The sequence below is a fragment of the Arenibacter palladensis genome, assembly GCF_900129275.1.
Classification (GTDB): domain Bacteria; phylum Bacteroidota; class Bacteroidia; order Flavobacteriales; family Flavobacteriaceae; genus Arenibacter; species Arenibacter palladensis.
The window spans coordinates 159836-173185 of record NZ_FQUX01000009.1 but is presented as its reverse complement, the minus strand read 5'-3'; the positions used below and the strand labels follow the sequence as shown (position 1 = coordinate 173185).

The window sequence follows — 13350 nt, the reverse complement described above, 5'->3', positions numbered from 1 at the left end:
GCTTTTTTTATAAATAATTTTCAAATATATATGGATAGTATAGCAATAATAATAGGATTGGTTGGATTGGCAATTGGATTTGCCATCGCGAAGTTTATGGAAAAGGGGAAGGCCTCCAAAACCATAGCCAGCGCTAAAAAAGAGGCGGCAAATATAATTAAGGAAGCCAATATTGAAGGGGAAAATATTAAGAAGGATAAAATATTTCAGGCCAAGGAAAAGTTCTTGGAACTAAAAGCAGAGCACGAAAAGGTTATAATCAATAAGGACAAGAAGATTTCAGAGGCTGAAAAACGCACAAGGGATAAAGAATCCCAGGTGAGTAGCGAACTTGCTAAAGGCAAGAAATTGGGAGAGCAGTTGGAGCTTAAGTTAAAGGAGGTTGATTATAAGAGTGAATTCCTTGAAAAGAAACAATCCGAGCTTGAAAAACTTCACAAAAGCCAGGTACAACAGTTGGAGGTAATTTCGGGACTATCGGCCGAGGAAGCCAAATCACAATTGTTGGAGTCCCTTAAGGATACGGCAAAATCCGATGCCATGGCTTACATTCAAACTACGGTGGAAGAAGCAAAGCTTACGGCCCAGCAAGAAGCCAAGAAAATTATTATCAATACCATTCAGCGAATTGGTACCGAAGAGGCAGTGGAAAATTGTGTTTCTGTCTTTAATTTGGAATCCGATGATGTAAAAGGTAGGATTATCGGACGTGAAGGACGAAATATTAGGGCTTTGGAAGCCGCTACAGGGGTAGAGATCATTGTGGACGATACTCCCGAGGCGATCATTCTTTCCTGTTTCGATTCTGTACGTAGAGAGGTTGCACGTTTGTCGTTGCACAAGCTGGTAACTGACGGAAGAATCCACCCTGCCCGAATTGAGGAAATAGTAAAGAAGACAGAAAAGCAGATAGAAGAGGAAATTGTTGAAATTGGTAAGCGTACTGTGATCGATTTGGGAATACATGGTCTGCATCCAGAATTAATCAAGGCGGTGGGTAGAATGAAATATCGTTCTTCCTATGGTCAGAACCTTCTTCAACACTCCAGGGAAGTTGCCAAACTATGTGGTGTTATGGCGGCCGAATTAGGAATAAATCCGAAACTGGCCAAGCGTGCCGGACTATTACATGATATTGGAAAGGTTCCAAATACAGAGGCGGAAGTGGAAACACCACATGCCATTCTTGGTATGCAATGGGCGGAGAAGTTTGGTGAGAAACCAGATGTTTGTAATGCCATTGGTGCCCACCATGATGAGATAGAAATGAAAACGCTTATTGCACCAATAGTGCAGGTGTGTGATGCTATTAGTGGTGCAAGACCAGGGGCAAGAAGACAGGTGTTGGATTCATATATTCAGCGATTGAAGGATTTGGAAGATATCGCGTTCGGATTTGGCGGAGTGCAAAAAGCATACGCAATTCAGGCGGGAAGGGAATTAAGGGTTATTGTAGAAAGTGAAAAAGTTAGCGATGACAAAGCGGCTGAACTTTCTTTTGAAATTTCCCAAAAAATCCAAACAGACATGACCTATCCCGGTCAGGTAAAAGTTACTGTTATTAGGGAAACTAGAGCGGTCAACGTAGCCAAGTAATTTTGCAAGAAATTTAAAAAACTTCCCCAAAATGATTATCAAGGTCATTTTGGGGAAGTTTTTTTATATCTATCGTAGATAAACAAATAGATTGCTGGCTTTCTTAAAATTAGATAATGGGACAAGTATTACAGTTGGAAATGGAAAATAAATTACATTTCTGTCTATTTAATCTTTTGTTCTCCCTATTTATTCACAAACGTGAATGTGAACGTGTAAATTAATCAGAAAAATTGTTATGTGGTTAAACGCATCCTGCTTACTGGAATTCCAAATACCGGTTCCTAGTCCGTTTTTGCTTAAGTTGCGTCCGCGAAGTGGACGGAATCAGTGGATTGCACGTGAAGAGTATATTTTGTCACCGAGTGCACCTGTGAACGAGTTCACCGACATGTTTGGCAATTTGTGTCAGCGATTGGTTGCGCCGGCGGGGAATTTTTCGGTACGAACATCTGTTTATGTGGAAACGGCAGACTCCTCTGATACTGCTCCCAACGCTCCATTTATAGAAGTACAACAATTGCCTGATGACACCCTTCCTTTTCTTTACCCAAGCCGGTATTGTGAGTCGGATCGGTTTACTGAAATGGCTGCATCACTTGTAAGAGGTTATTCCTCTGGTTATGATCAGTGTACTGCAATCGTTGAATATGTCCGAAACACAATAGAGTACACCCCCGGAGCTGGGCAGCAGATCATAAGTGCCACAGAGTTGAACCAATTAAGTGCAGGAGTTTGCAGGGATATGGCACATTTGGGAATAGCTTGTTGTAGGGCACTATCAATACCATCACGTATGGTAGTGGGGTACCTTGAGGGTCTTGTTCCTATGGATTTGCACGCGTGGTTCGAGGTCTATGTTGGAAATCGGTGGTACACTCTTGATCCTACCCAAGCCGATATGAATGGAGGTCGTATTGCAATCGCTTATGGTCGCGACGCAGCGGATGTTGCCATCTTTTCACAATTTGGAAACCCTGTGGAGCTGTTAAATATGAAAGTTACAGTAGAGCAGATGTCAGGACCGAATTACTAAAACCGACGGAATTTTCTAATCTTTTCTATAGGGCCTACTAATAGTTTTACTGTTATATATGTCCAGTTCTCTAAGGCCTGTTTCGGTCCATTTATCCCAGTATGACTGCTGTGATAGGTCACTATATACAGCCTTATCATAAGCCTCCTGCTTTAATAGAAGTTCTTTGTTGACCTCATTCCCTATGCGCTCCACATTCTTTATTAGGTCCTCAAAATTCTTGATTTCCTGGTGTAATCGTTGTATGAATTTCCTGGCATAGAGCTCCGTAATGTCAAAATGCAGCTGTTCGTGGTTTAATACCAAGGATTGGTTCTTATTATTTTTATAATAGGATAGCTCACAATCGAAATAGGTGTCCACTTCCACAATAACGAGGTTTTCTTCTGATTTAACGCTGGTACTATAGCCAAAATAGGTGTTAGTGGCGGCAACATAGGGTTTGTCTAAGGTTGATCCCTTGAAATCCCTTACCTTAAGTTTTCTGTTTGGATTCCAAAGAATTTCCTTTTCAAAGGCCTCCGGATTGGGAACGGAATAGATATTTCCCCTAATTCTATGGCATGGATTCAACAGGGTATTTGGGAGCTTGTGTTTTGTTATAAATATTAAATTACCGCCTATTTCTTTGGCTTCTTTTTCTGCAGCCCTTTTAACTTGTCTTAGATTGCAGTCCCCGCTAAAGCCGTTGTGTTTGGTTGCAATGGTACCGATAAGAAAAGAGTCGCCGAGGTCAGGGTCTTCCTTGGTGATAATAAATATTGAATTGGGTTGAGGTAAGCGGTCGGTTAGGGTGTTGGAATTTTTTTTTACAATTATTCTAGACGTACCACAGCTTGTTAGTGAAATAACAAACCATAAAGCCATCATTGCACTAACCTTATTTCTACTAATGTGCCTATATTTTAATTGTTAAGATCGAGGTCTATTCTTCGTCATCGGAGGAATCTTCCTCATTTTCCGCTTCTTCTGCCTCTTTTATCAAATTATTTTCCAGAATGTTCAGCTTCTTAAGTTTGGCTTTCCAAGTGGCCAACGACTCCTTGTGGTTATTTATGTTTTTAATCACTTCTTTTACCAAGGGATTATCTTCGGAAGCGTTGGAAAAAAATTGAAGATTGTTTTCCAATTGACGAATTTCACTCTTGCTTTCGTCTATTTTTCTTCTGATAAAAGTACGTTCGTTAGAGATGGCGTAGTCGTTGTCGTTGTTGGCCAACTGTTGAATCTTATTACCGTATTTCAACAGTTCCGCCTCTTGTCTATTAACATCGAGTTTTTTGAAAAGTGCATCGAGTATTTTGTTGAACTTGGCATTTATACTCTTTTTGTTAAAGGGTACCCTTCCTGCCTCTTTCCATTCAGAAATGAATTCTTTGATGGCCACTAAATCCTTACTCTTGTCTCCACTTAATTGAAAACTCTTTAAATTTTCAAGACAGGCATTTTTCTTCTCAAAATTCTCTATCTCTTCCTTGTGGGCTTCATTTTTTAAGGCGTGTAAACGGTCAAAATAATGGTTGCAGGCAGTTTTGAATTCCTTCCATATTTTGTCGGAGTATTTTCTGGGAACGTGTCCAATTTTTTTCCATTCGTTCTGTATTCTTTTCATTTCCTGGGTGGTAGTATCCCATTCCTCACTATCCTTTAATGAAACTGCAAGCTCCAACAGTGCCCTTTTTTTATCAAGATTGGCCTGTTGGTCCTTTTTTAAATTTTTGTAGTAATTGTTCTTATTTCTATTAAACTCGCGTACAGCCTCCTTAAAACTTGCCCAAGTCTTCTCATTTACTTTTTGAGGTACTTTTCCCGCTTTAAAGAAAGAATCGCGCAATTTTTCCACTTCCTTTATTTGCTGTTGTAATTCTTTGTGACTCGTAGCAATATGTGTGGCTATTGAGCTTATGGCCTGGATAATCTCATTTTTCTTTTCCAGGTTTTGTTCATAGACCTTTTCCAGATCTTTATAGTAATCTTGTCGTCTTTGGTGCAGCAATTTGGTGGCATTGCTAAAACGGTCCCAAATCTCCTCCCTGTGCTCTTTGCCAACGGGGCCAATATCTTCCTTCCAGATTTTATGCAGGGTCTGAAGTTCTTGAAATGCCTTGTTTAAATCCTCTATTTGGACCAACTCTTCCGCCCTCTGGACTATCTTTAGTTTTTCCTCGTAGTTGTGCTTAAAATCCAGATCCCTCAGCTCTCTATTTAGGTGGAGGAAGTCGTAAAATATTTCAATGTGATGGTGGTATGTGCGCCAGACATCATTGTAATTGGCACGTGGAATTGGGCCGGCATTTTTCCAGCGTTCCTGAAGATCTTTAAAGTTTTTATAGGTTGTGTTTATATCCTCTTCAACGTTGACCAAGGCCTTAAGTTCGTTGATGATTTCCAGCCTTTGTGCAAGATTGGATTTAAGTCCCTGTTCCAGGTTTTTGTAGTAGCTGTTTCTTTTTTCCCGGTAATCCGAATACACCTCGTTGAACTGTCTTTTGGTAACCGAATTGTAACGGAAATCTATTTCGTTTCCACCACTATTTACAAAGTCTTCCTTCTTTTCGTCTATGAACTCCTGGAATTTTTGGTCAAACTCATATTTAATGCCATCAACATGCTTTTTAATGGCCTGTACCTTTTCATTCCTTACCAATCTCTGAAGTTCACCCACCAGGTTCTCCATGGACATAGCGTGGTAATCTGGCATGGGGATATGGTGCCGCTGATGGTTGTCCGAATCTTCGGCATCCTCGGCGTTGGATTCATCTATTTCTTCCAAGACATCTTCCTCCTTATCCTCCGTTGTTTCTGCTGTATTTTCATTGTTTACAACATTTTCCGCAACCTCTTCAGAAGTTGTTTTTTCTTCGTTGGTTGATACTTTTTCCGTGGTTTCTGTGGATGAAATTTCCTCCAGCTTTTCTTTATCCTTGGTTTCAGGATCGCTAGATACGCTTTTTTCTTCCGCGACTTCCTTGGTACTGTTGTCGGAATCGGTTTCCATGGTCTCAGGACTTGGAGCGGATTTTGTTCCTGTCTCGGCCTCCGAATTATTTATTGCTTCGGTATTTCCTGAAGTTTCCTCTGTACCTACATTATTCTGTAGGTTGTCTTCTTTATCTTCTAACATTTTATTAATGTTTATAGCTTTCTAAATGTAATGTACGGAAATATAATTACATCCGTCTATATATCAAAGGTAATGAAACTTCTTTTTAAGGACTTTTTACAGAGGGGATTCCTGTATTTTTATGGTTTTGAGGGGCCTAAAAGCTCCTCATGCTAGGAATTCCATATCTCCCAGGATTTTTCTGCCTGGAATTGAAGCATGTTGGAGCCATTACTTATTTTACCGCCTTGCTGCTCACCTGCCAGTAAAAATGCCGTTTTTTCCGGGTTGTAGATAAGGTCGAAAAGCAAATGTTGATCGGTAATAAAGTTGTAAGGAAGGTCGGGCTTGTCGTTTATATTGGGGTAAGTTCCTAATGGAGTACAATTTACAATTACCGTATGGTCCGTTAACACCTCCTTGTTAAGATCTGTGTAATTGAGCTGCCCATCTTTGGGGTTTCTTGAAACAAATTTATAGGATATCCCCAATTTATTAAGCACAAATGCCACTGCTTTGGAAGCACCACCGGTACCTAGGATAAGCGCTTTTTTATGGTGTCCCCGCAGATGGGGTTCTATGGATTTTTGAAAACCATAGGCGTCCGTATTGAAACCTATTGTTTGTTGCCCAATTATCTTTATAGTGTTCACAGCTCCAATAGCCTGGGCTTCTGGGTCTATTTTCGATAAAAAGGGCATAATCTGTTCTTTATAGGGGATAGTTACGTTAAAGCCTTTGATATTGCTGTTTTGTTCCAATAGGCCCTTAAACTGGTCAATCTGATCGAAATCAAAATTCTCGTACGAATGCCTTTCCAGTCCCATTTCAGAGAATTTCTTGGTAAAATAACCTCTTGAAAATGAATAGGAAATATTTTTTCCTATCAATCCAAATCTAATTTTATCGCTTTCTATTTTTTCCATACCAGTCTAATCCTAATAAAATTAATATACCAAAAAATATAAAAAATATGGCCCACCAAGTCTCTGAAGATCCCAAATTTGGCAGGAATCTTTCATAATTCTTTATGATCGGGTTATGGTTCGTGTCCAAGAGCACATTGCCGTTGATATCCGTTTTGAATAAAGTGCGTTTCCAGGGCCATACCACTCCCAGTGAGCCCGTAATAAACCCTATAATCACGGCTGTTGTTATATTCCTAAAATGCTTTAATACGTACGTCAACAGGTGGGAAAGGGTCACCAATCCCGCAGCTGATCCCGTAGTGAATACCGCCAGTATTTTAAGGGTATTGAGACGTGTCGTATTTTTAATAAAACTGAAGTCGCCCGTTAAGATTTCCGAAAACGTATCATAAAGTGCGTTTACGGAATCTACCAAAAGGAGTACATAATTGCCTAGGAGAATCAAAATAAAAGAACCGGATAGTCCCGGCAAGGTCATGCCGGAGACACTTATAATGCCACAAAAAAAGATGAAGACCAGATTGTCGTTCTGTGTAGCGGGATTAAGGAAGCTTATAGATATACCTATGATTAACCCTATTATTCCTGCCGGAATGGTCTTTTTTCCCCAATGTCCAAAATCTTTTCCTATATAGTAAATGGAACCCAATATCATTCCAAAAAAGGCAGACCATACATAGAGTTCATTTCTTTCCAAAAAATAATCCAAAATTTTGGAGACACTGAAATAACTCACCAACATACCAAAAATAAGGAGGGTTAAGAACTGGCCGTTGGTGTAGCGATAGAAACTTTTTAACCTTCCGCTAATCAAGAGTTTAAAGGCTTTTCCGTTTACCTTTTGAAGTGAATAGATAAACTCTTCATAAAATCCGCCTACAAAAGCTACTATACCCCCTGATACACCTGGAACTTTGTTGGCCGCACCCATAAATAAGCCCTTTATTACAAGGAAAAATTTATCCGTGAACGTTCTGGGGTTTTTCATTTGGGGTTGGGAGTTTATTTTTTAGCGGCCAATTTTTCCAGTATAAAAATAAGGGAAAAACCGAGTAAAGCGAGAATGATCGCACTTATTAATTGAGGATCGCCGTCGAATGAAAATGGGGAGATATTCTGATCTTTGATGGTTATTATTTTTTCTCCGAACATTTTCGTCTCCAGGACTTCTTTCCAAGGCCATATCTTATTCAAGGAGCCTAAAATAAATCCGGTCAACAGTGCCAAGGTAAGGTTTTTGTAATGTGTAAACATCCATTTTAGAAGTTTTGCAAAGCTCAGTAGGCCAAAAATGGCACCTAGGCCAACTGTAATTACAATTTTAAGATCTCTTTCATGAACTGCATCCAATACCGTTTTATACGATCCCAGTAGCACTAGGATAAACGCTCCGGATATCCCGGGTAAAATCATGGCACATATGGCCAGGGCCCCGGAAAAAAATAAATAGGGGAGTGATGCCGAATTTTCTGAAGGAGGCAATTTTGTAATGTAAAAGGCGACGGTGGCTCCCAAGATCAATATTATTATTGCGGCCAAATTCCATTTCTTTATTTCCTTGCCTACCAATATTATACTGGCCACCACCAGGCCAAAGAAAAAGGACCAAAGGGGTATGGGTTCGTTCTCCATTAACCAACTAATGAGTTTGGCCAGGGAAAGGACACTTATACCAATGCCAAGAAGCAGTGCGAGTAGAAAGTTGCCGTTAAGTTTGGTCCAAAAGGCTTTTATTCCTTCTTTTCTTAATGTATTTAAAAGGGAAACGTTTACGTTGTTAATACTGGTAATAAGTTCTTCGTATATCCCGGAGATAAAAGCGATGGTGCCTCCAGAAACACCGGGCACAACATCTGCAGCACCCATGGCCATGCCTTTTAATAAAATAATAATGTAAGATAAAAGATTGCGATTTTCCATATATGATAAAAAAACAAAAATAGTTTATTTATCTGGAAGCTTTTTTCACATCCTCAATTAAGTTTTGAGCCCATTCCGTATTGAAGAATTGGGGAAATTCGTCCTCAAATAAGTGTAGTTGGTCAAGGTCTATTTTAAGGGCGTTGATCAACCTGTATTGGGCTCTGGGGAAATCGCTAAGAAGCAGGTAGAATCCTGCCATTTTATATTGCATTTCACATCGCTGTGGATAAAATTCATGGCCTTGCAGCAATATTTCTATGGCCGCATGAACGTCTAGGTTCTGGACTGCTACATCGGCCCAATGAAACCAGGTGTCAAATTCATAATTTCCTAGGTCTACCGCTTGCTGAAAAGCATAGTAAGCCTCGTCATTATTTTTTAGGGAGGCATGGATCTTTCCGCATTTTTTCCAGTACTTGGAATTTTCCCCATCAATATTTATAGCTTTATTGATGTAGTAGAGTGCCTTTTTATAGTCTTCCTGCCTTATGTAATAATCTGTAATTGCCAACCATCCCTTGTCCAATAATGGATCTTCATGCACCGTCCTATAATAATAGGATTTGGCCAATTCATCGTTCTTTAATTTTTCGTGACATCTTCCAATCCTTAAATAGGCATGGGAAGTAGGGTCTTCAATGGCAATGGTGGTCTCATAATTTTCAATGGCTTCATTGTATCTGCCCATTTTTTCCAAAACTTTCCCTTTTTCAAAATAAGCCCCTATAAAAGAGTCATCGGAAATAATGGCAAAGTCAAAAGCGGTAAGGGCTTCTTTGTGCATCTTTTTTGTAAAATACATTTTGCCCAATTGGTGCCATGCTACTTCGCTATATGGGTTCCGTTCAAGATAATCATTGAGGTATACGATGGCTCCGTCATAATCCTCAAGGAATTCAAAACAATAGATTACATTGTAAAGTGATGAATAATCCTCCTCGTCAAAGGACACGCACATCATGAAATTTTGTTTTGCGTCCTCAAAATTATCCATGAACAAATATTCCATTCCAAGTAAGGAATGGATGTCAAAACTGTCGTCGGTTAAATTTAAAGCATGGGTCAAAAGAGAGACCGCGGCTTCGTGATTGTCTTTTTTGGAATAAATATTGGCCCTTTGGATGTATATTTCTTCGTTGTTGCTGTCTATGACCTGTAGCTCATCCAACATCTTCTCCGCCAATTCCAGATTGTTTTCAAACACAAGGACTTCAATGGACAATAACTTAAGCTCTATACTGTCAGGATGCTGTTGCAGACCTATTTTAATGGCTTTTTTGGCCAATGCGATTTTACCATTATTGAGGTAGTGGTGAATAATATCTTGAAAATCTTCCGCGTCAAAGAAGTAGACATCGTCGGTCTTGAGCATGGATTCAAACTTAGCAATTGGTTGCCCTGGTCTCTCGTTTGGTTCTAACGCCATAGGAACTTCTAATTATTCATTGGAACTAAAGTACTCTTTTGAAACCCTTAATTCCGACAGATTTGGTCTATTATATTAACAAATTAGTTAACAATTTATTGTTTAAGGCCGTCCAACACCTCCAAAATCAGCGCACATCCAAGGCTAATTTCTTGATTGTTAATGGTCAATGGCGGCGAAATGCGAATTGCATTTGGTTCAAAAAGGAGCCAAAATAATATTAGGCCTTTCTCGGCACATTTAAGGATTACCTCATTGGCCACTTCAGGCTTTTCCATTATCAAAGCCAACATTAATCCTTTACCTCTAATTTCCTTTATTGATGGGTGTTGCAAAAGTTCTCTAAAAAGTGCTTCCTTTTCCAAGGATTCCTCTATAAGATTACTTTCCGTTATTTCCTGTAAAGTGGCGAGACAGGCTGTGGCAATTACAGGATTGCCTCCAAAGGTGGTAATATGACCTAGCTTGGGGTTTTCAATTAAAGATTGCATCATCTCGTGGGAAGCTACAAATGCACCTACCGGCATGCCGCCGGCCATTCCCTTTCCAACAACCAGAATATCCGGAGTACAATCGAAATGTTCAAAAGCAAATAATTTTCCCGTTCGTCCAAAGCCCGGCTGGATCTCATCCAATATTAACATGGCGCCCACGGCCGTACAACGCTCCCTTACCTTTTTTAAATACCCGTTCTCAGGTAATATAAAACCCGCACCTCCTTGTATAGTTTCCAATACAACTGCAGCTGTTCTTTTCGTTATTTTTGATAGATCCTCTTCGGAATTAAATTGAATAAAACCAACATCTGGGATAAGTGGCCTGAAAGCTCTTTTGCGCTCTTCATAGCCCATAATGCTTAAACTTCCCATGGTATTTCCGTGGTAAGCATTCTTGGCAGATAAAATTTGGCTTCTTCCCGTGAACCTTCTAGCCAATTTTAGGGCGCCTTCTATAGCCTCTGTCCCGGAATTTACCAAATAAGTGGTTTCCAGAGGTGGAGGGAGTAGGCTGGCCAGCAGCTTGGTATAGGCAACTGCTGGTTCCTGGATGTACTCGCCATAGACCATGACATGCATATATTTTTGCGCTTGTTCCTGGATGGCCGTTACCACTCTTGGGTGGCAATGCCCCAAACTGCATGCGGATACACCTGCAACAAAATCTAGATGCGCCTTTCCTTTTATGTCGTATATATAACTTCCCTTGGCATGTGAAATTTCCAAAGCCAAAGGATGTGGGGAAGTTTGTGCTTGGTACTTAAAATAATCCTCTTTCATTTATTCTATTTGTCAAGGACCCTAAAAATCCAAGTTTCATCCAAATATTTACCGTTGAAATTGCTGTTTCGGGATTGGAGTGCTTCTTCCCAAGTATTATAGCGTTCTAAATATACGTAGTGGTATTGATTGAAATTTCGTAAAAAATGTTGGGGCTCCAAACCTTGTTTTGTTAGGCTTTCCATGAATTTTTCATAATTCTCCTTCACTTCAAAAACGTTCGCTATTAAATAGTAACCGGCATCCAAACCGTTCTCTTTAGCGCCCTCCTCGTAGCGCACGTCTGCTTTTGTTTCTGAAACGATGGCCTTGGGCTCCTTTTTCTGTTGATCTTTTTTGGTAGGTTCTATTTTCTTCAAGGGATTGGGAGGTAATAATTTGGAAGAATTTATGGAATCGCGCTTCCTTTCGTCCTCCACGGCTTCCTCCGGTTCCACGTCCAAATCTATAGGGTTGTCCACTCCTCTTATAGTGACCAGTTTAATGTTGTTGTCGTCCTCATCAAAAATGTCGTCCTTGGTCATAATTCTCTCCTTACCACGCCATATAAAACCTTTTAGCAGCCTACTGTTTTCAGGGAGTTCCTTTTCGGGGAAAATATCGCCATCGGGATTGGTGATAAAGGTAATATCCTCTATCTCATTATTGGCCAGGGTCATTCTAATGGCGCTGCATATGGTCTTGTCAATCCCAATTAGTTCCTGGTCATCATTGTACATATAATAGATGACCTCGGTATTTTTTACAAGGTCGATAAGACTTAGTTTGTTGTCTATGAATTTACCAAATAGATCCTTGCCCTTTGCCTGATTGTAGCCAACTTTGCCCACCGTATCAAGGGAAATTATAAAGGCATTATTGATTACTTTTAAGGAGTCCAATTTTTCGGTTTCCAGATCGGATAGTAAGTGGATACTGTCCCCGGTCATCTGATTTTCACCGTTCCAAATTATAGGATTGGTAATTAATTCGGTAATACCGGTCTTTTGGTTAAAATGGATGGAATCGCACTTGCCACTTAAATCGGTCTTATAGAATTTTGCATTCCTGAACGCCCTTAGGATGCGTTGTTCTGGTTTGCCCGTGACCATTAGGGTGTCGCCGTGCATATACAGGGAATCCTGTTCTACCAGATTGATCGATACGGCCCTCTTGGTGGCAAAAACGGAATCCTTGGCCTTATATACTTCAGCATAGTGCGCCCTTATCAATCCATTGTTTATGGTATCCCTTATAGTAATATTGTTTGTTGCCGATGCAAATTCGGTCTTTTTGTCAAAATATAAACTGTCTCCGGTAATAATACGGTTATTGTAGTCTATACGGGTATTTTTAATTCCGTATCCGTTTTCAATTTTGGTGTCATAGAAACCACGTTCGCAATACATTGTATAGGTTTCCCCCGTAATGGTGGACGGACCGTACAAATAGGCATTTTTGGACTCGGTATAATAATCCAATTGTTTGGAAACCAAATTGAATTCTGGGTTCACAAGGTTTACACTTTGCAAGAACTGGGATTTCTTAAGTTGTGTAAAGTAACGCCCTATTTTACTGGTAAGGGTGTTGGAGGAATCAACTACGGTTCCGTTATGTTCATAGTAAGCCTCTTGTTTTTCCCTGTCGAACCGTAAGGTGTCCGTGGTAAGTGTCATGCTGGTATGGTTCAATACCACATTTTCCCATGCCTTGGCCAGGTTTAGATTGCCATCATAATCAATTTTGCCACTGGTCAGCTGTACGGAATCTCCCTGTTGCAGTTTAATGTTCCCAATGGCTTTGAGTCTATTTTCTTTTTGGTAATATATAGCAATATCGCACCATAAATCCGCTCCCTCGTGCTCAAATTGTACCTGCCGGTCATCCTTGCTAAAGATGGCGGCCCCGGGATATTGTTTTTCATCTTTGGTAAAGTTGGCCCCATAAACAATGTTTATTTGTTTAACCTCTGTCTGGGGCTCCTGTGACCAGCCACTCCAACAAATGAATACGGTTAATAATAAAAATACGGACTTAAGCAATGTTTAAAATTTTGGTCAAAAATAGTATATTTTGAGGGA

General features: G+C 40.0%; 10 protein-coding genes. 2 read left to right on the top strand and 8 right to left on the bottom strand.

The window, feature by feature from the left end; translation table 11 throughout:
- Positions 1 to 30 precede the first annotated feature (30 nt).
- Both rny and BUA60_RS19555 read left to right on the top strand, forming a co-directional pair.
- Positions 31 to 1596: a ribonuclease Y gene (gene rny, locus BUA60_RS19560; RefSeq protein ID WP_072864779.1), complete on the top strand. Its 1566-nt coding sequence runs from the start codon at positions 31 to 33 to the stop codon at positions 1594 to 1596.
- A 238-nt stretch (positions 1597 to 1834) separates the two neighbouring features.
- On the top strand, positions 1835 to 2632 hold the full coding sequence (locus BUA60_RS19555; protein ID WP_072864710.1) for a transglutaminase domain-containing protein: 798 nt from the start codon (positions 1835 to 1837) through the stop codon (positions 2630 to 2632).
- Between the two features lie 15 nt (positions 2633 to 2647).
- Here the strand turns inward: BUA60_RS19555 and BUA60_RS19550 are convergent, their stop codons facing one another.
- The 8 genes from BUA60_RS19550 to BUA60_RS19515 form a co-directional block, all read right to left on the bottom strand.
- Positions 2648 to 3502: a hypothetical protein gene (locus BUA60_RS19550; RefSeq protein WP_072864708.1), complete on the bottom strand. Its 855-nt coding sequence runs from the start codon at positions 3500 to 3502 to the stop codon at positions 2648 to 2650.
- 55 nt (positions 3503 to 3557) lie between these two features.
- Positions 3558 to 5756, bottom strand: a complete 2199-nt coding sequence (locus tag BUA60_RS19545) for a DUF349 domain-containing protein (RefSeq protein WP_072864706.1) — start codon at positions 5754 to 5756, stop codon at positions 3558 to 3560.
- Between the two features lie 152 nt (positions 5757 to 5908).
- Positions 5909 to 6661: a shikimate dehydrogenase family protein gene (locus BUA60_RS19540; protein ID WP_072864704.1), complete on the bottom strand. Its 753-nt coding sequence runs from the start codon at positions 6659 to 6661 to the stop codon at positions 5909 to 5911.
- Positions 6639 to 7652, bottom strand: coding sequence for a DUF368 domain-containing protein (locus BUA60_RS19535; protein WP_072864702.1), 1014 nt, complete (start codon positions 7650 to 7652; stop codon positions 6639 to 6641). The genes BUA60_RS19540 and BUA60_RS19535 overlap by 23 nt, the downstream gene beginning before the upstream one ends.
- 14 nt (positions 7653 to 7666) lie before the next feature.
- A complete protein-coding gene (locus tag BUA60_RS19530; protein ID WP_072864700.1) occupies positions 7667 to 8584 on the bottom strand; it encodes a polyprenyl-phosphate transporter in 918 nt (305 codons plus the stop codon).
- A 28-nt stretch (positions 8585 to 8612) separates the two neighbouring features.
- On the bottom strand, positions 8613 to 10013 hold the full coding sequence (locus BUA60_RS19525) for a tetratricopeptide repeat protein (protein WP_072864698.1): 1401 nt from the start codon (positions 10011 to 10013) through the stop codon (positions 8613 to 8615).
- 95 nt (positions 10014 to 10108) lie between these two features.
- A complete protein-coding gene (locus BUA60_RS19520) occupies positions 10109 to 11290 on the bottom strand; it encodes an aspartate aminotransferase family protein (RefSeq protein ID WP_072864696.1) in 1182 nt (393 codons plus the stop codon).
- Between the two features lie 5 nt (positions 11291 to 11295).
- Entirely contained in the window at positions 11296 to 13311 is a 2016-nt protein-coding gene (locus BUA60_RS19515) for an OstA-like protein (protein WP_084532698.1), read from the bottom strand.
- Positions 13312 to 13350 lie beyond the last annotated feature (39 nt).